The sequence below is a fragment of the Spongiibacter sp. C9W genome (assembly GCF_057370015.1).
Genome location: NZ_CM170672.1, coordinates 1,203,147 through 1,223,344, shown reverse-complemented (window position 1 = coordinate 1,223,344; position 20,198 = coordinate 1,203,147). Strand labels below are relative to the sequence as shown.

Genomic DNA, 20,198 nt, shown 5'->3' with positions numbered 1-20,198 from the left:
TCGCGTGTAATCAGATAGCAGTTTCTTGATGATATAACGATGGCTAGTCTATTTGCTTATATGGTCAAGCGACTAAGCGCATACGGTGGATGCCTTGGCAATTGGAGGCGATGAAGGACGTTGGAGCCTGCGAAAAGCTCTGGGGAGGTGGCAACCAACCTTTGATCCAGAGATGTCCGAATGGGGAAACCCACCTAGCATAAGCTAGGTATCTCTTGACTGAATACATAGGTCTTGAGAGGCGAACCAGGGGAACTGAAACATCTAAGTACCCTGAGGAAAAGAAATCAACCGAGATTCTCTTAGTAGCGGCGAGCGAACGGGGATCAGCCTGCAAGTGATAGCTTGTGTGTTAGTGGAACGGTCTGGAAAGTCCGGCGATACAGGGTGATAGCCCCGTACACGAAAACGCACTTGTGGTACTAAGCTTGCGATAAGTAGGTCGGGACACGTGTTATCTTGACTGAAGATAGGGGGACCATCCTCTAAGGCTAAATACTACCAATTGACCGATAGTGAACCAGTACCGTGAGGGAAAGGCGAAAAGAACCCCGGAGAGGGGAGTGAAATAGATCCTGAAACCGTATGCGTACAAGCAGTAGGAGCAGACTTGTTCTGTGACTGCGTACCTTTTGTATAATGGGTCAGCGACTTAATGTCAGTAGCGAGCTTAACCGTTTAGGGGAGGCGTAGGGAAACCGAGTCTTAATAGGGCGAATTAGTTGCTGGCATTAGACCCGAAACCCGGTGATCTATCCATGGCCAGGTTGAAGATGCCGTAACAGGCATTGGAGGACCGAACCCACAAATGTTGAAAAATTTGGGGATGAGCTGTGGATCGGAGTGAAAGGCTAATCAAACCGGGAGATAGCTGGTTCTCCTCGAAATCTATTTAGGTAGAGCGTCATGTCTTACCCGCGGGGGTAGAGCACTGTTTGGGCTAGGGGGTCATCCCGACTTACCAACCCCATGCAAACTCCGAATACCGCGGAGTACAATCATGGCAGACAGACGGCGGGTGCTAACGTCCGTCGTCAAGAGGGAAACAACCCAGACCGCCAGCTAAGGTCCCAAATCTACGTTAAGTGGGAAACGATGTGGGAAGGCTCAGACAGCTAGGAGGTTGGCTTAGAAGCAGCCATCCTTTAAAGAAAGCGTAATAGCTCACTAGTCGAGTCGGCCTGCGCGGAAGATGTAACGGGGCTAAACGTAGAACCGAAGCTGCGGATGCACTATGTGCATGGTAGAGGAGCGTTCTGTACGCCTGCGAAGGTGAGTCGAGAGGCTTGCTGGAGGTATCAGAAGTGCGAATGCTGACATGAGTAACGACAAAGGGGGTGAAAAACCCCCTCGCCGGAAGACCAAGGTTTCCTGCCCCATGCTAATCAGGGCAGGGTTAGTCGGCCCCTAAGGTGAGGCTGAAAAGCGTAATCGATGGGAAACGGGTTAATATTCCCGTACTTGTTATAACTGCGATGGAGGGACGGAGTAGGCTAGGCGATCGCGGCGTTGGTTGTCCGCGTTTAAGCTAGTAGGCTGAGGACTTAGGCAAATCCGGGTCCTTAAGGCTGAGAGGTGATGACGAGCTCTCTTTTGAGCGAAGTCGTTGATGCCATGCTTCCAAGAAAATCTTCTAAGCTTCAGGTTATAACGAACCGTACCCCAAACCGACACAGGTGGTCAGGTAGAGAATACCAAGGCGCTTGAGAGAACTCGGGTGAAGGAACTAGGCAAAATGGTACCGTAACTTCGGGAGAAGGTACGCCGGTTTTGGTGATGGGACTTGCTCCTAAGCTGAGGCTGGCCGAAGTGACCAGGTGGCTGCGACTGTTTATCAAAAACATAGCACTCTGCAAACACGAAAGTGGACGTATAGGGTGTGACGCCTGCCCGGTGCCGGAAGGTTAATTGATGGGGTTAGCGTAAGCGAAGCTCTTGATCGAAGCCCCGGTAAACGGCGGCCGTAACTATAACGGTCCTAAGGTAGCGAAATTCCTTGTCGGGTAAGTTCCGACCTGCACGAATGGCGTAACGATGGCCACGCTGTCTCCACCCGAGACTCAGTGAAATTGAAATTGCGGTTAAGATGCCGTATACCCGCGGCTAGACGGAAAGACCCCGTGAACCTTTACTATAGCTTCACAGTGGACTCTGATATTACTTGTGTAGGATAGCTGGGAGGCTTTGAAACCTAGGCGCTAGCTTAGGTGGAGCCAATCTTGAAATACCAGCCTGGTACTATTGGGGTTCTAACTCTGGACCATTATCTGGTTCGAGGACATTGTGTGGTGGGTAGTTTGACTGGGGCGGTCTCCTCCCAAAGTGTAACGGAGGAGCACGAAGGTGCGCTAATCACGGTCGGAAATCGTGAGGTTAGTGTAATGGCACAAGCGCGCTTAACTGCGAGACTGACAAGTCGAGCAGGTACGAAAGTAGGTCATAGTGATCCGGTGGTTCTGTATGGAAGGGCCATCGCTCAACGGATAAAAGGTACTCCGGGGATAACAGGCTGATACCGCCCAAGAGTTCACATCGACGGCGGTGTTTGGCACCTCGATGTCGGCTCATCACATCCTGGGGCTGAAGCCGGTCCCAAGGGTATGGCTGTTCGCCATTTAAAGTGGTACGCGAGCTGGGTTCAGAACGTCGTGAGACAGTTCGGTCCCTATCTGCCGTGGGCGTTGGAGATTTGAGGAAAGCTGCTTCTAGTACGAGAGGACCGAAGTGGACGAACCTCTGGTGTTCGGGTTGTGATGCCAATCGCATTGCCCGGTAGCTATGTTCGGACGGGATAACCGCTGAAAGCATCTAAGCGGGAAGCCTCTTCCAAGATAAGATCTCCCTGGGAACTTGATTCCCCTAAAGAGCCGTTCAAGACCAGGACGTTGATAGGCAGGGTGTGTAAGCGTTGTGAGGCGTTGAGCTAACCTGTACTAATTGCTCGTGAGGCTTGACCATATAATCAAGTGGTTTAGCCATCGAAAGAAATCAAGAAACTGCAGCGGATTGTTGCAACCCTGGAAACAGGATGAGAAAACAGTATTCAGCTTATTTACCGCCCTATTTGTGATTGTGAGAGCATGTCAACGTGACAGTCAGACTCGAAGCAACACAAGCCAGTTTGCCTGGCGACCATAGAGACATGGAACCACCTGACCCATCCCGAACTCAGAAGTGAAACGTGTCATCGCCGATGGTAGTGTGGGGATTCCCCATGTGAGAGTAGGTCATCGCCAGGCTTCTAAATAAAACACCCCGGTCAGCATTAGCTGTCCGGGGTTTTTTATTTAGGATGCGAGGAACTTCTGCCACTAAATATTGGGCCCATGTGAGTCGCGCGCGACCCCGGAACTCATGTACCGAAGGTACAGGGTTGGGGCGCCGATAGGCGTCGCGCAGCGATTGCATGCACTGCATGCAACCCAATGTAGGTCATGGCCAGGCTTCTAAACTAATGGCCAAAGCACTCCCGTTGGTCGCGGGCCACACTGAGTGCCCCAGCCGAGTTCGGTTGGGGCACTTTGCTATGTGGCTAGAAAAAGTTGGGCAACTGGCGCTGACCGACGGCAATGACTCGCGCTTGTAGCGCTCGCCCTACGGGCAGCCTGCGGCTGTCCAAACCTGTTGCACAGGTTTGTCGCCAGGCTTCTAAATAAATGGCCAAAGCACTCCTTCTAGTCATGGGCCACACCGACACCCCGGTCAGCATTAGCTGTCCGGGGTTTTTTATTTAGGATGCGAGGAGCTTCTGCCACTAAATATTGGGCCCATGTGAGTCGCGCGCGACCCCGGAACTCATGTACCGAAGGTACAGGGTTGGGGCGCCGATAGGCGTCGCGCAGCGATTGCATGCATTGCATGCAACCCTATGTAGGTCATGGCAAAAGCACTCGCCAGGTTGTTAAAAACAAGGCGCTATACAGAGTCCTGCGTTTCGATAAATAGCTCGGATAAAAGGCGGGATAGAAAGAATTAGGGGGGCACAGACGGATAAATCGCTAACTTTACCTAGCGGCGCTGTAGGTTAATTTCGCGGATTTTAATTTCACTGCTTGTAGAGAGTTCACGAAGAATATCGATAGAGTGCTGGGCAGCACTGATCTCCTCTGCACTCAATGAGTCGTTACTTTCTCGTTCTTTGATTACCTGCTCTATAGCGCGTGCCGCTTGGCTGACTTCATCTATTCCCAGTACTCCAGATGTTCCGGCAATCGTATGGGCTTGGCGATAGATATCTTGTAATGTCTTTTCCTTAGGTTGAGCCAAGTTATTCGTCCAGGCCTCAACCAATTGCGTTACTCGCCCGGGTAGTTTTTTAATGTAGTCGCGTTGTAGTTGCCGCAACTCTTCATTTATATCTTGGTGTGATGGGTTAGGCACGGTGAAAATCCTCCCATATATCCTTCAATTTTTGCGCCATATCCATTGGCTCAAAGGGCTTACTAATCACTGCATTTGCGCCCAAGCTGAGTAGCTGATCGACTTCGTCAGCTTGCACCTTCGCGGTGATAAATACGATAGGTGTGTTTTGATATTGCTCGTTATTGCGAATTTCTGACAGCACACTGGGGCCGTCCATACCGGGCATCATGACATCCAATAGTATTAGCTGGGCCGGGAATGTTTCCAGCGTAGCGAGGCCTTCTGGTCCGCTTGCACAGCAGCGCGTGTCGAGGCCGCCTATCGTTTTTAAGGCGATATCGGCGACGATTCGAATGTCCTCTTCGTCTTCAATATACAGTACGCGTTCTAGGCTTTCATTGTGTGACATTGTAAGCCCCTGTCCGGTCCTTTTTACGCAAGTCGATATAAAACTCGGTGCCGTTTTTTACGCTGGAATTGAAGCTGAGTTCCCCTTCATGGTGCTCGACAATCGCTTTAGATATATGCAACCCCAAACCAGTACCACCGATAGCGCGTTGGTTGGAGCTATCTGCCTGGGTAAACTTTTCAAAAATATGAGGTTGGAACTCCTCGGGTATACCTTTACCTTGGTCTTTCACGACGATTCTTATGCCGTGTTCAGTCTCCTCTGCTGAGACATACACTTCGGTGTTCAACGGTGAGAATTTCGCAGCGTTAGACAATAGGTTGCTCATTACTTGCATCATTCGGTCAGGGTCGACATCGATACTCAGGTGGTCGGGGCACTCGCCCAGCACATAGCGCACCTGGTATTTGTCACCGTAGACACGATTGTCACTGATAGCGGTTTCCAGGAAGGATCTTAGCGGGATGCGGGTGATGCGGTATTGCATCTTTTCCGACTCGATTTTAGAGATATCGAGGATGTCGTTAATAAGTAAAAGCAGGCGCTCGCTATTTTTTTGGGCGATATCTATGAGTGCTTCACTTTTTTCAGGATCATTGGTCAGCGCGCCTGACTTGAGAATGTCCAGAGAAGCCTTGATCGACGTCAGGGGCGTGCGTAGTTCGTGGCTGACTGTCGAGATGAATTCGTCTTTGATGCGCTGCTCATGAACACGCCGCATCGCCTCACGCAGCTTTTCTTCTGTGTCCTTGCGTTCTGAAATGTCGCGAACGATGCCGGTAAACATTCGTTCGCCCTTGATCAGCATTTCGCTGACGGCGAGCTCCATCGGGAAAACATCGCCGTTCTTGCGTTGGCCGCGTACTTCTCGACCGATATCAATGACCTTTTTGGTGCCGGTGGTCAGGTAACTGTGAATGTAACCATCGTGTTCTTCACGGTAGGGACTCGGCATCAACATACTGACATTGCGGCCAATTAATTCTTGGCTTTGATAGCCAAATATGCGCTCTGCAGCAGGGTTTACGGTATCGATAAGTCCTTGATTATTAATCGTTATAACGCCGTCGACCATCGTTTCTAGAATGGCCTTGCTACGATTTAGCAAATCTGTGACAGCATCGGGTTTTGGCATCGAATTCAGATCATACAATCAATAGGGTTGCCACGGTGTCATTCGAGCTTAGTGCTTGTCCCGCAAGGCTTTAACTGGGAATTGTACTTACCGAATAAGGCCTTAATGGAAGTCGTGAGAGTCCACATTTAGCGGGAAGAGCGCACCGATATCACGCAGGGTGTGTGCGATGATGTGCGTCACTCTACTACCTGTCTGCTGGTCACTGTGCTGTATTTCACCCGTCACTTCCAGTATTCGCGCCGACAGGATGGCCTGCCGGTTTTCCGCTTGTTTCGCTGGCCACACAATGACATTGATGTTCCCAGTGTCATCTTCGAGTGTCATAAACAGTACGCCAGAAGCACTACCGGGGCGTTGCCGGCAACTGACGATGCCCGCAACGGTCAGCCATTGGCCATCTTTAATATCGCTCAGGCGAGCCGCTTGCTGATAGTGTTCGCAATACCCTTCACTGCGTAGCCACGCCATAGGGTGGCTACGGAGGCTTAGAGAGTTGTAGGCATAGTCATGTTGAATGTTCTCCTTCTCCGAGGGTATCGGCAGGGTAGCGGGTGCTTCAGTATTGTGGGTGTTGACTAGCTGGCCGCTACCGCGGTGCTGCTGTATGTACCAATAGCTGCGGTAGCGATCTATTTCGAAGTCGTGAAATACATCGCTGCGCGCAAGTAGGTTGAGCTGGCTTGTACTGAAATCGCCTTCACTGCGAAGTCGCTGAAGGCAGCTCTCCACTGAGGTAAACTCTTGTTGCTGGCGTAGCTGGCAAAGTGCTTGTGCGCTTTCATAAGACAGGCCCTTGATGGTTCGCAAGCCGAGGCGAATTGCAGAGCTTTCTTGTTTAAACACCACACGGTGTTCCCAGTCACTGTGGCAGGCAGAGACTGGGAGAATGGCTACGTCGTGCCGCTGAGCGTCCTGACAAAGCTGAGAAACAGAATAGAAGCCCATCGGCTGGCTATTGAGTAAGCCGCAGTAAAAGGCGGCAGGATGGTGACACTTGATCCAGGCCGAGGCGTAGGCGAGGAGAGCAAAGCTCGCTGAATGTGACTCTGGAAAACCGTAGGCACCAAACCCTTTCATTTGGCTGAATAAGCGCTCTGCAAAGTCGAGGTCGTAGCCGCGCTCAAGCATGCCGTTCACCAATTTATCTTTAAAACCCGCTAAGTCGCCATTCTTCCCCCAGCTGGCCATTGCCCGCCGTAATTGGTCGGCTTCACCGCCGCTAAAGCCAGCGGCGACCATGGCAAGTTGAATCACTTGCTCCTGGAATATGGGCACCCCGAGAGTGCGCTTGAGTACTTTTTCAATCTCCTTGTTTGCGTAGTGCTCAGCTTCTAAACCCTGCCGGCGACGAAGGAAGGGGTGCACCATACCGCCCTGGATGGGGCCAGGACGTACGATCGCTATTTGAATCACTAAATCGTAGAAGCAGTTTGGTTGAAGGCGGGGGAGCATGGTCATCTGTGCCCGGGACTCAATCTGAAAGACTCCAATGCTGTCTGCGCCTTTGAGCATGGCATAGGTCTCTGCATCTTCTGCAGGGATATCACTTAGTCTGATATCTGTGCCCGCGGCATCACTGATATACCGCAGGCTTCGGCGTAAGGCGCTTAGCATTCCTAAGGCCAAGATATCAATTTTCAACATGCCCAAGGCTTCCAGGTCGGACTTGTCCCATTGAATAATGGTGCGCTCGGGCATGGCGGCATTTTCCTGGGGCACCAAGGTATTGATCGGCTCACGACTGATAACAAAGCCGCCAACGTGTTGAGACAAATGCCGGGGGAATCCGATAAGGGCATTGACCGCATCGATGAATTGCTGGCCGCGATGATCCGATGTGCTTATACCCAGTTCACTGAGGCGCAGGGCTAAGCTGCTTTGGTTGTCCCACCACGCCATATTTTTACTGAGTTGGTTGATGAGCTGGTTGTCCAAGCCCAGTGCCTTGCCCACATCGCGCACAGCGCTTCGGCGCCGGTAGCTAATAACGGTGGCAGCTAAAGAAGCATGGCTGCGACCATACTTGCGATAAATGTATTGAATCACCTCCTCTCGGCGTTCGTGTTCGAAATCGACATCGATATCCGGAGGTTCATCGCGCTCCCGTGAAATAAAGCGTTCAAATAGCAGCTCGCTCCGGCTTGGGTCGACTTCCGTGATGAATAAGCAATAACACACTGCTGAGTTTGCCGCGGAGCCCCGGCCCTGGCAAAGAATGCCCTGACTGCGGGCAAATTGGACGATGTCGTAGACAGTGAGGAAATAGTGCTCATAGCGTAGCTCAGCAATGAGGCTTAGCTCTTTATCAATACTGCTCTGAACATCGCCTGGAATGCCTTGCGGCCAGCGTTTCTCGGCGCCCATTTGGGTTAGCTCGCGCAAAAAAACGGTGGCACTTTTTTCCTTGGGTACCAGCTCGGTGGGGTATTGGTACTTTACCTCTTTTAGATCGAACTGGCAGCGAGCGGCAAGTTTGTCGCTTTCGTCTAACAAGGCCTGAGGGTAGTCGCGCGATAATAGCTCCCGAGGTTTTATATAGTATTCGCTATTCATCAAGGTGTTGCGGCCGAGTTGGCCAACCGTTGAATGCAGGCGAATTGCGCGAAGCACATCGAATAGGGGGTGGCGGCTGCGACAGTGCATCAAAATATGGGGGGCGGCCACAAGCGGAATTTGGTAGCGGCACGCCAGGTCATAGTGTTTGAGGTAATACGCTTCCTGTTGGGCAGTGCAGTGCAGCGCGACACCCAGCCACAGGCGCGCTGGGAACAAGGCCTTTAAATCCTTCAAACCAGTTGCGCCACATTTACTTTCAGGAAGATAAATCGCGAGTAGGTGCCGGTTGAAGCGCTGAAGTGCCTCCACACTCAGGGAATAATCGCCTTTGGCGCTATGCAAACGGCTGTAACTGATGAGTGAGCATAGCTCGCTGTAAGCTTGCCGACAGGGCGCGACGAGTAGCAGTTGGAACCCTTCTTGAAACTGGAAGCGTGCGCCGCATATCAGCTTGATATTTGCGTCTTTGGCCGCTTGCCAGGCCCGCACTATTCCCGCCAGAGAAGCTTCGTCACACAGGGCGATTGCTTTGTAGCCATTCGCCTCGGCTTGGGCAACCAGCTCCTCCGGGTGGGATGCCGCGCGTAAGAAACTGAAGTTGCTCTGACAGTTCAGCAGTGTGGCCATGGCGCTTTCAGGAAAAAAAGCCGTGCAGGTACCACTGCTGACTGAGGCAGTCTTTAAACAGCCAGCACAGGCCGTGGTCGTTGTGTCGGGCGATGTAGTAGTCGCGAACCTGGCGTTGCTGCCACCAATTACTATCCAGGCGTTCTGGGCCTTGAAGTATTTCAAGGGGGCCCTGCCAGACCAATCCGGTGGTAGTGCGTTGAAGGGGCAGAGGCGTCGGCAACAGCAAACTGGGTCTGAGCGCTTCACTGCTTGCCTCGTGGTCACGGTGTTCGCAGTTATAGTCGCTGACGGGGCACGCAACGCCTTGTTGTTCCGGTAACACTCGGTCGTCTATCTTCAACTGCTGAAGCGCGTTGTCACCTAGGCGCAGCTGCAAGCTGTTGATTAGGCGAAGTTGGGCGTCACTCTGCTCGGTGGCTTCTCTATGCTCGTCAAAAAGTTGCTGTTTGGTGGCTTCCAGGCTGACAAACTCTCTGCATTCCAAAGTAATGCCTTCTACAGCGCCAGCTAAGGTAAACCCTTCCAGCTGCAGAGCGATGAGTTCGAGAAGGTTTTTGCGGTGAAAGTGGCGGTGATTAACCGGCGTTTTCCAGTGCTGGCGTTCGCCGCTCAAATAGTGGAAGGTCCAGTGCAGGTCACGGTTTAAGCACTGGCGCAGACGTAAATAGACCTCTAGTTCTTTGAGCATGGCAGACATCGGAAAGCGCAGCTGATCACTCTGAAATAAGCCGCCATCAAACTGACGCTCACTGACAAAAACGTCAGCGGGTTGGTAGCGCTGTCTCGGATCCTGCTTGCGCCCAGTTAGGCGGGCGACAAAGTCGGCCATAACCGGGTCGAAGCTGCTCAACAGTTGCTTGCGCGGCAGGCTAAGAACATCCCCTAGTCGCCTCAGGCCCATATTGTGCAGCGCTTCTAATTGGGCGCTTGGCAGCGGGAGCTGGCGGCAGGGTAGTGACGCCAGTGCGCGCTTTAGTGCATCGCGTTTGAGCTCGCCCTCGGCATTTACTAGATGAGCGGGGCGAATGCCTTGCAAGCTTAAGAGTTCTGCTGCCAAAGGGGTATTGCCCAGGCCAATATTTAACTGTAAGCCGCGTTTTCGATAGGCGGAAAGCAGGGCGCGATACAAACGCTGCAAGTTGCCAAATAGCTTGAGCGAGCGGCTCACCTCCAATAAGAGTGCGTTGGGCGGCGATAGACTGATGTCGTCGCTGAAGCGATAGGCCCAAAGAGCCAGGCGCTGCCAGTGGGCCTGTTCGCACTCGCTCTGCTGCGGTTGGCAGTAGAGCGAGGGGCAAAGCGCTAAAGCAGTGGTTAACGACATTCCCTCGGTCACGCCCGCGAGCCTGCTAGCGGCGTTCACCAGTGCTACCTGTTGCTGTGCAATCAGGGCGCAGGGCTCGCTCAGCGGTGCGCCGGGCAAGGCCTCCAAACCCAGTAGTGGGAACCGTAAGCACACATACAGCATGGATTATGACCGTATTACTGGGTGGCTAGAGGGTGTTGACGGACGTCCAGCGACATGGAGATTGACCGCAAGGCGCCGCCGCGGGTTGGTGTTTGTTGGCCACTCATTAACAGGGCGCTGGGCTTCAGTTAGCTGTTTATTTCGCGGCAGTGTGAGTTGCTGGCCGGCATGACCACCATATTGTTTAAGAATGACCAACTTAATGTCTCGAGGCCCCCCTTCGACCTGTACGCGCAGCGGGGCAGGCGAGGCTTGTGGTTGGCAGCGGCTTGGGCGGAAGTGAAGGTGCCAGCAGTGACCTTCACGTGCTGCCAAATGTAATCGCCGTAGCTGCTTGTCATTCGGCGAACAATTTGCCGACCAGCTGAGTAGCGCGCAAAAGACCCCGCTGCGCAAGGCCTCTTCGGCGGCCCAAAGCTGGTGTTGACGATGGGCATGAATCAGCCACTGCTGTTGTGCAGCCAGGCCGTGCTGAGCAAGCCCAGGGGCAAAGGGGAGATAAGGCGGGTTTAACCAGGCAATGGGGCGATCGCGATTGAGCTGGCTCAGCGTAGGCATGACCAATTCCAGCTCGCCTATCCCGGGTGTATCACACAAAAATTCACTGCTGCCGCTGCTCGGCCAGCCGCCTTGATGTAAGGCTCGGTCTAGGGGAGCAAAGCCCGTCGCGTTACTCTGGCCGCCTACTGTGTGGCGGCGACGTTGTTTGGCTGGCCACAGCTGCTGTCGGTTGATAAGTTGTTCAAGTGTTTTACTAGGCATTGGACATGGCGCGAATCTATATACTGTATACATATACAGTATATCAACTGGCTGGAAAGTCAATAAATCCAACGCGTCGTTCTATGACAAATCAGGAGCTGGTATGCAATGCCCCCTAGCGTCACTCATCCACGATTACCGCCTAGCCCTGTCTGAAAGTGATACGGCGGCACGTTATTGCAGTGTGGCGACGGTAGATGGTCAGCAGGCGAGCACAAGAACGGTGGTACTGCGTGATATCACCACTTTAGGGCCAATGATTTTTATCAACGATAGCTCGCCAAAGTGGCCGGTGCTGATGGCAGGTGGCAGCGAGGTATTGCTGTTCTGGCCTTCGCAAATGCGCCAATACCGCCTGCGCGGTACATGGCAGGTGCTGGGTGAGAACGAGATGCTTGAGCATTGGCAGAATAAACCCGATGCGGCAAAACTGTTGGATCACCTGTACCAGCGCCTCCCGCAAAGCTCGACGCTAACCTCAGCTGCACAGCTGCGAGAGGAGCTCGATGGCTTGCGACAACGCTTTGCTGGCGCCGACATTCCCTTTGTCGGTAACGCGCGGGGAGTGGTTCTGGCAGTGGACTATCTGGAGTCCTGGTGCGCAGCAGCGGATGGGGTACACCAGCGCCGCCTATATCGACGGATCAATGGCGACTGGCTCAGCGAGCCTTTGGTTCCTTAGGGACTGGCTATTCCACGTACGCTGGTTGTGGCAATAGGCCGCTGGCATAGGCCATTACATGGAAGAGAAAATTCTGCTCATTTGTGCCCGATAGCAGCGCTGCACCGGGGCCAATGGCGTAGACAGCAACATCCTCGCCGCCGTGAGTTTCACTACTGAGAGGAACGAGAGCGTCCTGTTGAAACTCTCTGGCCTGGGTGTCAACGCCGTGCAGATCGCGGCGACTACTAGCTGCCGTCTTCTCTTGGGAGCTGAAATACTCAGAGCCGGGGCCGTTGGCATAAGCCAGGGTTGTGTAGGGCAGGCCATCTGCCGCGGTGCTTGGAGTACTGCTGCCCACGCTGACTACCTTACCCAGTATCGGGTTGCCCCGCCGAGGATAGCCTGCAATCGTGAAGACATGGCTGTGATCCGCTGTGACGACAATGAGTGTGTCCTCGGGGCTGGTTTGCTCTACGACAAGTGCCACCGCCTCAGACAAAGCAATGGTGTCATGCAAGGCCTTACTGGCATTACCAGCGTGGTGGCCGTGGTCGATGCGTCCCGCTTCAACCATAAGGAAAAAGCCCTGCTCATTTTTGCTGAGTAATGCGAGGGCCGCCTCGGTCATTTCCCTTAGCGATGGCTCGTTGTCAGGTTCGTCGCGGCGTTCTAGCTCATACTGCATGTGTGAGCCACTGAAAAGCGCGAACAGTTTTTCTGTGGCCGCTAAGTCGAGTGCATTCAGCGCTGCTTTACTATCGAGGTAGCGTGCTGCTGGGTATTGCTGCTGCCACTCAGCGAGTAAATTGCGCCCGTCAGTGCGCTGGCCCCCATCGATACTGGCGGGTAAGAAATGCCGTCGTCCGCCGCCCATAACCACGTCAATGCCGTCAACGTCCACATTGGCAAAGCGGGCCTCCAGGTTTTTTTCAAAGCCGATTAGTTGACTGGCAATATCCTCACAGCCAGCTGAAATTGCCTGTTGTGGCAAGGTGCTGTTGTCTTCCCAGTTACGGTCAGCCGATTTGGCATACGTCGCCGCGGGTGTGGCGTGGGTAACACGTGCGGTGGACACCAGACCTGTGGTCTTGCCGGCAATTTCTGCGAGTTCGAGCAGGCTAACTAGCGCATTTCCCGTGGCGCTGCTGCAATCGCCGCGGCGAGTATTTTCGTCAACGCCTAGCAAACCAATATTGGTTTTAACGCCCGAGACTATCGCGGTCATGGTACCGGCCGAATCTGGGGTTTGAGCATCCACATTGTAGGTTTTTACCAGGCCGCTGAAAGGAAAACGGTCAAAGCTCAGGTTGTTTTCCTCCCCGGCCATTCCCTTCTGCTGGCCGTCGAGAATGCGAGCGGCGGTAATAGTGGAAACCCCCATACCATCGCCGACAAACAGGATAATATTTTTGGCTTTACCGTGAGCCTGGGCATAGGTTGTTTTGTCGAGTAGCTGGCGCTGCGCTTGCTGATACCAGGGGTTGGTTAGCGTATTTTCTAACAGTGGTGATGAGAGGTGCGGGGGTGGCGGTGTTTTGCTGCAGCCAACACCCGCAATAACGCCGAGAAGTAACCCAAACCGAAGATACAAGCGCATAGCGCCCCCTGAGCAGCCGGTAGATAGCACCGAAGTATAGGGCTGCTTAGGGGGTAATCCCAGTGGCTAGGGCTCCGCTTGCCAGTTCAGGCGCAGGTCCCAATGCCGCACTTTGTCGGCGGGTAACACGCTGGCTGTTTCAGGGTCGATCTCCCGGTAGACATTCACCGCCGGCGCAATATTGGGGTCGCGCCCATGCACAAAGTCTTGGTCGGCAACAATCGTCATATAGGCTTTATTCAAGTCCAGTGCTCGGCGCAGGGAGGGCGTAATAAGTTGGTAAACATCTTTGCCGGCCAGCGCAGCGGTATTTAAGCTGCCATCTTCATTGAGAAAGCGTTGACGAATTTCGGCGTTTTCTCGGAACTCATTGCCGCCGCCCACTGTTGCCAGGTAGTCAGCGATTTCTCCGATCACTTCGCCATCGACCTTTTGTTGGCCAACGTAAGGTGCATCTTGCATACCTTTCAGGTTGATATAGGACCAACCCTTATTGCCAGTCACCTTGCGAGCAAAGGCGAAGGTTTGGTCAATGGTGGTGCCAACGGTTGTGTGGCAGCCCATGCAAAATAAGTTCTCTTCCTCGCTTTGCATCCGCAGGCTGCCTTGCTCATCTTCGATAAAACCGAGCATCATCCAGCCAAAGCTGTTATCGGTTCCCTTGTCTCCGCGGTTGATATATTTGGGAATCAACTCATCGACTTTCTCTTGGCGCTCATTGCCATACATCGATACCAAGTGCTCTGGTGGATAGAACACAAACTTATTCATGTAACGCAGCTCTTTCATACGAGGAGGCACGGTGATCTCGCCGTCCTCGTTGATACCGACATAGCGCACACTGTGCAGAAATTCCGTGCCCAGGGGGTATAGCATGGTTGCTACCACTTCATCGGCGGCGTCACCCACATAGTGCTCAGGGCGCTTGATACGGTTGACTACGCTGAGTTCTTCGTCACCGTTTAGATCGACGCAAAAGGCCCGCTCGTCGATGTCCGGGGTCGAAATATCGTGTAGATCCTTAATAGCCATTTCCAGTATGGAGAGGTTTGCCAGATAGGCGTCTTTTGAATATTGGCCGTCACCGCCACAACTGGCTTGGCGAAACTTGGCAGGCAGGCGAATCATGACATCGTCGGTTGCGCCATTGGTTGGCCAGAATGTGCTGGGCAGCGGTTTGTAATTGAAGGCCACCCAGTGGCTGCCATCTTTGGCAAAGCCCAGTTCATCGAAAGCCTTTGCCCCCAGTGCTAAATTTTTTAGCTCGGGAATGGGGCCCTGCCAGTCGCGGGTATTTTTAAGTTGTTCAATCAGCGGGCTGTAATTATCGGTATGGATATAGTCCAGCGCATGCTGGTCGCTGATTTTTTCAATGCGTTCGCGGCGATCTTCAAAAAGGTTGGTCCAGTGGTTAACTTCGCCAATGTCAGAGAACAGGTACGCGACCTGCTGACTGCCATCGTCCATGGTGTTGGGCCTGCTGCGATAGGGGTAGGTTTGGTGGCAGGTCATACACGGGTTGTACTTGGCTTCGTGCTTGGTATAGCACTGGGGTGGGATAACCGCCTCTGCATTGTAAATGGTTTCTGGTTTGGGCTGGCGCAGGGTCGGTGTTGGTGAAGCGGTGGCAATCTCGCCTGGAAACGAAAGACTGCTCAGCAGTTCCTGGTCTGCCGCCGGGAGCTTGTCCCCCGATTGCCCCGGCGCTTGCTGGCCAGGGGGCGCCGTTGTGTGGGCGTTGTCACCACTGCATGCATACAGCAAGGCACTGAGAAGAATCATCCAGGTTTTTTTCATTGCGGATACCAACATGTTTACTAATAAAAAAAGGGGCGAAGAATCCGCCCCTTTTGTTTACTGTTGCTTGGCCCATCGGCCGCGCGTCGTACTACAGAGCAGGATCTTCAAACAGCCAGATCACATTGTTCTCGTGGTTGCCAGTGTCTTCGCCAATCAACACTCGTCCATCGTCCAAGATCACCAGATTGTCGGGGTTGGAGATGTTATTTGTGTTACAGCGGTTTGCTGCGCGATCGCCGTAGTAGGGGCCGCCGACAAGCGCTGGGGTGAGGGTGTTGATGTCCACCAGGCCATCCTTTTCAACGAGCTTCATGCGGTAGACCACACCACACTTGCCGTGAGTGCCGTCTAGCTGAATGTCTCCGGCGCCGTCAGCCATAGTGGCGTCGAACGAAGACATGGCCAGATACATGTAGGCTTGGGCACCATCTGCAGCGCCGTTATTCCACCATGTGTCGGCCAAGCCAAAGTTGATGTTGATGCCTTCCATCTTGCGGAACTCAGCCGTCGCGCCCATTGCCGCAGCGAGTTTGCGGCTTTCAAGGAAGGCGACACGCTCGTCGGCAAAGGGGTTGGCAGCAACGCTACCGCTGTTGTCGAGGTCTTGCCCTGACTTGAATTCTGCGAAGGCCTGAATTTGCGCATCGCTAATGTGCTTGGCGTCGGCAAACGTGCCGTCGAAGCTCGCAATGGCGTTTTCGATATCGGCCTCATTGCCAGCACCGATCTCAATCCACTCCACAGCAAAGGCAGCTTCCGCTGGGTCAGTGATGCCATTGGACTGGGTGACTTTTGCGGCGTAGAGCTTGCCTGCGCTCATATCGTTAGCGGCGTTGGCCACAAACTTAAACAGCACTGTGCCGGTGCCATCGTCGCTGAGGAAGACGGTGCGGCGGTCTGGCATAACCACGGGGTTTTCGTGTGAGAAGCGCCCCATCAGCTCAAGTTTGTTCACTTCAACATCGGCAACATTGGCTGTCGCTGCAGTGTTGTTAGTGCCGATCTCGACAATGTAGCCGTAGTCGTAAGGGTTGCCCCAGTTACCGCTGCGATCAAGCGGGTAGCCTTTGTATTCAGCAATCGCTTCGGCATTGGAGAAATAATTGGCATTGGCATTGAACCAGTCGGCTGTATTGTCAAAGTACAGTTCTTCTGCCGACAGTGGCGTGCCCCAGGGGCTTACGGTGCCAAAACAGTTAACCCAGGTGCCGTCGACACTGGAGAAGTCCAGCATACCTTCCTGGGTCGGGCTGTAGGTATCCGTTAAGCGAATACGGCTCATGCTGCCTGGGCGGTCTTCCCAGTTGGTATACAGGTAGTAGCCGGTGCCACCATCGGAGACGGCGCCGTTAAAGTCGGGGTCGTTAGAGCTTTTGATTAAACTGCCGTTAGCGCTGAGGATGTCACCCATTTTGTTGCCATCGGCGAGGTTGTCACCCTGCTGTGCCAACACAATGTAGCTGCCAGCGGCGCTTTGTACAGTTTCTTTTTGTGCCGTGGTGATGGGGAAATCCAGAGCGGCGATATCGCCCATGTTGTTAACGTCGGCGTTAAAGTAGCCAACGGTACCTACGTTAAAGACCTTGCCAGCCGAATCGGTGGTTGTATTAGAGCTGCTTGGGTGCTGAATATTGGAGAACAGCTTGCCGTCTTCGTTAACGAATATCCCGGTAAACTCAGCGCCGAGCGGAGCGGTAGCAAACCGTTTGAGGCCTTTAGGTGTCACCGTAGAGACGCCATCAGCACCATCTTGACCGTCTGCGCCATCCTGCCCATCAGCGCCATTTGCACCATTGCTTCCATCTACGCCCGCAGGACCTTGTGGGCCTACCGCGCCGTCTTGGCCATCGCTACCATTTCGTCCGTCATCGCCGCCGCAGGCTGACAATGTTGCAGCCAGAATAGCGGCAATGGAAGCGCTCAATAACTTCTTGTTCATAACAGTTCCCTAGAAAGAGGTGGATTGGTCTAGTTATAACGGGGGGCCAGTCTAGGGACGGACTATGACGGTTTAACAAAGAAAACATGTCGAAGTGTTGACGAATTTGTGACAGTCGACATCTAAGCTTGATAACACGGCGGCTGTATTTCCAAGAGGCAGGGTGTGGACGGGCCTACCTCTGCAGCTTATAACATGTCAGCATGGTGGTTTTACTTTGATCGCTGAACCATGTTGGAAAGCTGGAAAGATTATTGCCCTTACTGCGGCGAGCGTATCGAACTGCTGATCGACCCGAGCCTGGCAGGGGAGCCGTACGTTGAAGACTGCGAGGTTTGCTGTCGCCCCATGCGCGTCAGCGTGAGCGATGGCGACGCGCCACTGGGCGCTGATAGCTGGGCGCAGGCGATAGAGGAGCTGCCCGCGTCAGCGTCCGACTCCGGTTTGCAGGTTCAGCTTCAACGCGAAGATGAGGTGTAACGATGCCCTGTGAACTGCGAGCGATAGAAGCAGATATCTGCCAGCTGAAGGTTGATGCCATCGTTAATGCCGCCAATAACAGCTTGCTCGGCGGGGGCGGTGTCGACGGCGCCATTCACCGGGCGGCGGGGCCGGCGTTGTTGGAATTCTGTCGCGGCTTGCAGGGTTGCGCGACCGGCGATGCCAAAGTCAGCCCCGGTTTTGCACTGCCAGCTCAATATGTTCTTCATACGGTAGGGCCGGTGTGGCACGGCGGTGAACAGGGCGAGGCCGATAAACTGGCGAGTTGCTACCGCCGCTGTATTGAAGAGGCCAAGGCACTGGAGCTCGCTACTCTGGCCTTTCCGGCCATTAGCTGCGGCGTATATGGCTACCCTCACGACCAGGCTTGCGCTATTGCGGTGGCCAGTTTACGGGAGGCCTTGCTTGAGCCGCGCAGCCTCCGGCAGATCTTTCTGGTGGCGTTCAGTCCGGAAATGCTGGCCCACTGGCAGCGGGCTTTAGCGCACGGCTAGGTTTTACTGGCGGCCTAAAGCCTTGAGCAAACTGGCTTCCGTTTGTGGCCCCGTGAGTACACTGTGCAGTTCACCTTGTGGGCTGAGGATATAGGTGGTTGGTAATACTTTAGGGCGTTCTTGCCCGAGCAATTGGGCGGGGTCGGCGAGCATACTTTCGAATTGAATATCCAATTCGGCAATGGCCTCGTCTAGCGCCGGGCCCTGCAGGCGGTCGTAGTTTGCGCCGTAAACGTCGATGTCGCTGTGTTCGGCATCAAGTTTATTGAGTTCGGGAATTTCATCGCGACAGGGGCCACACCATGTCGCCCAATAATTAATCAGTACCCAGTTGCCGGTATCAGGCAAGCCCGCTGCGCTGGTTTCGCTGCGGCTGCAGGCGATTAATAAAGAGCAGGTAAGCAGTAGCAAGATTGATCGCAGTTGTATCATTTCCTATTCCAAATGGTGGCCAGCAATGCGCTGTGTATAATGTCGCTCATCGTTTACTACGCTGGATGAGCCATGTCTGTTTACACCCTGTACCACAATCCTCGCTGTTCCAAGTCACGTCAAACCAAGCAGTTGCTTGAAGACAATGGGATAACACCAGAGGTCGTCCTGTATTTAGAAGACAGCCCGAGTGCGGATACGCTGCGAGACTTGCTGGCGAAGCTGGGTATTTCTCCGCGGCAATTGTTGCGCAAGGGCGAGGCAGAATACAAGGAGCGCGGCCTGGCGGATGACAGCCTCAGTGATGAGGCCTTAATTCAGGCGATGGTTGAAGCGCCGAAACTGATTGAACGGCCGATTGTCGTAAAAGGCGATCAGGCGGTGCTCGGGCGTCCACCTGAGAACGTACTGGCTTTGATCGATTAAGGAATCTTCAATGACAGATGGCCCCTACATTTTGGTGCTGTACTACAGCCGTCACGGCGCAACCCGGCGCTTGGCCGAGCAGATAGCGCGTGGTGTGGAGCAGGCGGGTATGGCAGCGCGGCTGCGCACGGTGCCCGCGATTTCCACCGTGTGTGAGGCCGTCGAAGAGGATATTCCGGATGAGGGGCACCTCTACGCCAGTCAGGAAGATTTACGCGATTGCGCGGGCCTGGCAATGGGCAGCCCTACGCGCTTTGGCAATATGGCGGCGCCGCTGAAGTACTTTATAGATGGTAGCTCGGCGCTGTGGATGAGTGGGGCTCTGATAGGGAAGCCCGCTGCGGTCTTTACATCCAGCGCCAGTCTGCATGGCGGTCAGGAGACGACGCTAACCTCGATGATGTTGCCACTACTGCATCACGGTATGGTGATCGCCGGTTTGCCTTACAGCGAGTCCTCGCTGAGCACAACAACCACAGGTGGGACGCCCTACGGAGCAAGCCACGTTGCCGGCAGTGACGGGCGCGATGTCGATGCCACCGAGCTGGCGTTGGCGACTGCCCTGGGCAAGCGTCTTGCGTTACTGGCTCAGCGACTGGCTGATTAACTCTACATAAGGAAACTTCAGGTATGACAAGTTTGGAAAAGCGCGCGGCCGTCACGGCGGCTTTGATGAAGTTTTCCTACGTCGGTTTGTTAATTTCATTGAGTTTGAGTACGTGGGTGTGGGTGCAAGAAGGACGCCAGCCCAGCGTTACCATCTGGCTGATTCGCGTGTTGCCACTGCTGATTTTTGTGCTGCCGGTTTTTCGCCAGCAGCTCAAAGGCATTGCCTGGATGTGTTTTGTAAGCCTGTTGTATTTTGCCTCGGCGGTTACCGAGGCCATGTCGCCCTTTGTTATTTGGATCAATTATATTGAGCTGGCGTTGGTAGTTATTTTGTTCTGCAGCGCGACGGCGTTTATTCGCTGGCATGCGCAGGCGATGCGCGCCGCACAAGAAGTATGAGGAGTAAGGACA

Annotated in this window: 16 protein-coding genes and 2 rRNA genes; 8 read left to right on the top strand and 10 right to left on the bottom strand. The window is 53.8% G+C overall.

Annotated elements, in window-relative coordinates:
• Positions 1-62: 62 nt before the first annotated feature.
• Together AC2Q8J_RS05875 and rrf are read left to right on the top strand one after the other, a co-directional pair.
• Positions 63-2,958 (top strand): 23S ribosomal RNA (locus AC2Q8J_RS05875).
• Positions 2,959-3,124: 166 nt separating this feature from the next.
• A 5S ribosomal RNA gene (rrf, locus tag AC2Q8J_RS05870) occupies positions 3,125-3,239 on the top strand.
• A gap of 769 nt (positions 3,240-4,008) precedes the next feature.
• Here the strand turns inward: rrf and AC2Q8J_RS05865 are convergent.
• The 6 genes from AC2Q8J_RS05865 to imuA form a co-directional block, all read right to left on the bottom strand.
• Positions 4,009-4,380, bottom strand: a complete 372-nt coding sequence (locus AC2Q8J_RS05865) for an Hpt domain-containing protein (protein ID WP_424144886.1) — start codon at positions 4,378-4,380, stop codon at positions 4,009-4,011.
• Positions 4,373-4,771, bottom strand: a complete 399-nt coding sequence (locus tag AC2Q8J_RS05860) for a response regulator (RefSeq protein WP_204997556.1) — start codon at positions 4,769-4,771, stop codon at positions 4,373-4,375. The genes AC2Q8J_RS05865 and AC2Q8J_RS05860 overlap by 8 nt, the downstream gene beginning before the upstream one ends.
• Complete coding sequence (locus AC2Q8J_RS05855) at positions 4,758-5,906, bottom strand: sensor histidine kinase (protein ID WP_424143283.1); 1,149 nt, start codon at positions 5,904-5,906, stop codon at positions 4,758-4,760. Before AC2Q8J_RS05855 ends, AC2Q8J_RS05860 begins: the two co-directional genes overlap by 14 nt.
• Before the next feature lie 102 nt (positions 5,907-6,008).
• Positions 6,009-9,092, bottom strand: coding sequence for an error-prone DNA polymerase (locus AC2Q8J_RS05850; RefSeq protein WP_486452375.1), 3,084 nt, complete (start codon positions 9,090-9,092; stop codon positions 6,009-6,011).
• Positions 9,093-9,099: 7 nt separating this feature from the next.
• Positions 9,100-10,563 (bottom strand): Y-family DNA polymerase, encoded by a 1,464-nt coding sequence (locus AC2Q8J_RS05845; RefSeq protein WP_486452374.1) that lies wholly within the window; start codon positions 10,561-10,563, stop codon positions 9,100-9,102.
• Positions 10,564-10,566: 3 nt separating this feature from the next.
• A complete protein-coding gene (gene imuA / locus AC2Q8J_RS05840) occupies positions 10,567-11,325 on the bottom strand; it encodes a translesion DNA synthesis-associated protein ImuA (protein ID WP_424144882.1) in 759 nt (252 codons plus the stop codon).
• Positions 11,326-11,428: 103 nt separating this feature from the next.
• On the opposite strand from imuA, the gene AC2Q8J_RS05835 reads away from it, so the two are divergent.
• On the top strand, positions 11,429-12,007 hold the full coding sequence (locus AC2Q8J_RS05835) for a hypothetical protein (protein WP_486452373.1): 579 nt from the start codon (positions 11,429-11,431) through the stop codon (positions 12,005-12,007).
• 7 nt (positions 12,008-12,014) lie between these two features.
• On the opposite strand, the gene AC2Q8J_RS05830 is transcribed toward AC2Q8J_RS05835, so the two are convergent.
• From AC2Q8J_RS05830 to AC2Q8J_RS05820, 3 genes are all read right to left on the bottom strand, one after another.
• Positions 12,015-13,586 carry an alkaline phosphatase family protein gene (locus AC2Q8J_RS05830; protein WP_486452372.1) on the bottom strand — a complete coding sequence of 524 codons (1,572 nt, stop codon included), beginning with the start codon at positions 13,584-13,586 and terminating at the stop codon, positions 12,015-12,017.
• 66 nt (positions 13,587-13,652) lie between these two features.
• On the bottom strand, positions 13,653-15,383 hold the full coding sequence (locus AC2Q8J_RS05825) for a hypothetical protein (RefSeq protein WP_486452371.1): 1,731 nt from the start codon (positions 15,381-15,383) through the stop codon (positions 13,653-13,655).
• Positions 15,384-15,474: 91 nt separating this feature from the next.
• A complete protein-coding gene (locus AC2Q8J_RS05820; RefSeq protein WP_204996826.1) occupies positions 15,475-17,325 on the bottom strand; it encodes an alkaline phosphatase PhoX in 1,851 nt (616 codons plus the stop codon).
• Positions 17,326-17,556: 231 nt separating this feature from the next.
• Between AC2Q8J_RS05820 and AC2Q8J_RS05815 the strand changes: the two genes are divergently transcribed.
• Both AC2Q8J_RS05815 and AC2Q8J_RS05810 read left to right on the top strand, forming a co-directional pair.
• The gene (locus tag AC2Q8J_RS05815) at positions 17,557-17,805 is read left to right on the top strand and encodes a CPXCG motif-containing cysteine-rich protein (RefSeq protein WP_414711285.1); all 249 of its coding nucleotides are present in this window, start codon (positions 17,557-17,559) and stop codon (positions 17,803-17,805) included.
• Between the two features lie 2 nt (positions 17,806-17,807).
• Complete coding sequence (locus AC2Q8J_RS05810) at positions 17,808-18,320, top strand: O-acetyl-ADP-ribose deacetylase (protein WP_486452370.1); 513 nt, start codon at positions 17,808-17,810, stop codon at positions 18,318-18,320.
• A 3-nt stretch (positions 18,321-18,323) separates the two neighbouring features.
• Here the strand turns inward: AC2Q8J_RS05810 and AC2Q8J_RS05805 are convergent, their stop codons facing one another.
• A complete protein-coding gene (locus AC2Q8J_RS05805; RefSeq protein WP_286694699.1) occupies positions 18,324-18,752 on the bottom strand; it encodes a TlpA family protein disulfide reductase in 429 nt (142 codons plus the stop codon).
• 72 nt (positions 18,753-18,824) lie between these two features.
• Here AC2Q8J_RS05805 and arsC point away from each other — a divergent pair, with 72 nt between their 5' ends.
• From arsC to AC2Q8J_RS05790, 3 genes are read left to right on the top strand one after another with little or no spacing between them, the layout of a single operon-like run.
• A complete protein-coding gene (gene arsC / locus AC2Q8J_RS05800) occupies positions 18,825-19,178 on the top strand; it encodes an arsenate reductase (glutaredoxin) (RefSeq protein ID WP_424143332.1) in 354 nt (117 codons plus the stop codon).
• Between the two features lie 10 nt (positions 19,179-19,188).
• Positions 19,189-19,785, top strand: a complete 597-nt coding sequence (gene wrbA, locus AC2Q8J_RS05795) for an NAD(P)H:quinone oxidoreductase (protein ID WP_027873006.1) — start codon at positions 19,189-19,191, stop codon at positions 19,783-19,785.
• A gap of 23 nt (positions 19,786-19,808) precedes the next feature.
• Positions 19,809-20,186, top strand: coding sequence for a DUF2069 domain-containing protein (locus tag AC2Q8J_RS05790; RefSeq protein WP_204996839.1), 378 nt, complete (start codon positions 19,809-19,811; stop codon positions 20,184-20,186).
• Positions 20,187-20,198 lie beyond the last annotated feature (12 nt).

What these genes read in the sequence shown, in the direction of transcription:
- AC2Q8J_RS05860 (WP_204997556.1), bottom strand. Translation starts at nt 4,771, where the DNA reads ATGTCACACAATGAAAGCCTAGAACGCGTACTGTATATTGAAGACGAA.
- AC2Q8J_RS05855 (WP_424143283.1), bottom strand. Translation starts at nt 5,906, where the DNA reads ATGCCAAAACCCGATGCTGTCACAGATTTGCTAAATCGTAGCAAGGCC.
- AC2Q8J_RS05850 (WP_486452375.1), bottom strand. Translation starts at nt 9,092, where the DNA reads ATGGCCACACTGCTGAACTGTCAGAGCAACTTCAGTTTCTTACGCGCG.
- AC2Q8J_RS05845 (WP_486452374.1), bottom strand. Translation starts at nt 10,563, where the DNA reads ATGCTGTATGTGTGCTTACGGTTCCCACTACTGGGTTTGGAGGCCTTG.
- imuA (WP_424144882.1), bottom strand. Translation starts at nt 11,325, where the DNA reads ATGCCTAGTAAAACACTTGAACAACTTATCAACCGACAGCAGCTGTGG.
- AC2Q8J_RS05835 (WP_486452373.1), top strand. Translation starts at nt 11,429, where the DNA reads ATGCAATGCCCCCTAGCGTCACTCATCCACGATTACCGCCTAGCCCTG.
- AC2Q8J_RS05830 (WP_486452372.1), bottom strand. Translation starts at nt 13,586, where the DNA reads ATGCGCTTGTATCTTCGGTTTGGGTTACTTCTCGGCGTTATTGCGGGT.
- AC2Q8J_RS05825 (WP_486452371.1), bottom strand. Translation starts at nt 15,383, where the DNA reads ATGAAAAAAACCTGGATGATTCTTCTCAGTGCCTTGCTGTATGCATGC.
- AC2Q8J_RS05820 (WP_204996826.1), bottom strand. Translation starts at nt 17,325, where the DNA reads ATGAACAAGAAGTTATTGAGCGCTTCCATTGCCGCTATTCTGGCTGCA.
- AC2Q8J_RS05815 (WP_414711285.1), top strand. Translation starts at nt 17,557, where the DNA reads ATGTTGGAAAGCTGGAAAGATTATTGCCCTTACTGCGGCGAGCGTATC.
- AC2Q8J_RS05810 (WP_486452370.1), top strand. Translation starts at nt 17,808, where the DNA reads ATGCCCTGTGAACTGCGAGCGATAGAAGCAGATATCTGCCAGCTGAAG.
- AC2Q8J_RS05805 (WP_286694699.1), bottom strand. Translation starts at nt 18,752, where the DNA reads ATGATACAACTGCGATCAATCTTGCTACTGCTTACCTGCTCTTTATTA.
- arsC (WP_424143332.1), top strand. Translation starts at nt 18,825, where the DNA reads ATGTCTGTTTACACCCTGTACCACAATCCTCGCTGTTCCAAGTCACGT.
- wrbA (WP_027873006.1), top strand. Translation starts at nt 19,189, where the DNA reads ATGACAGATGGCCCCTACATTTTGGTGCTGTACTACAGCCGTCACGGC.
- AC2Q8J_RS05790 (WP_204996839.1), top strand. Translation starts at nt 19,809, where the DNA reads ATGACAAGTTTGGAAAAGCGCGCGGCCGTCACGGCGGCTTTGATGAAG.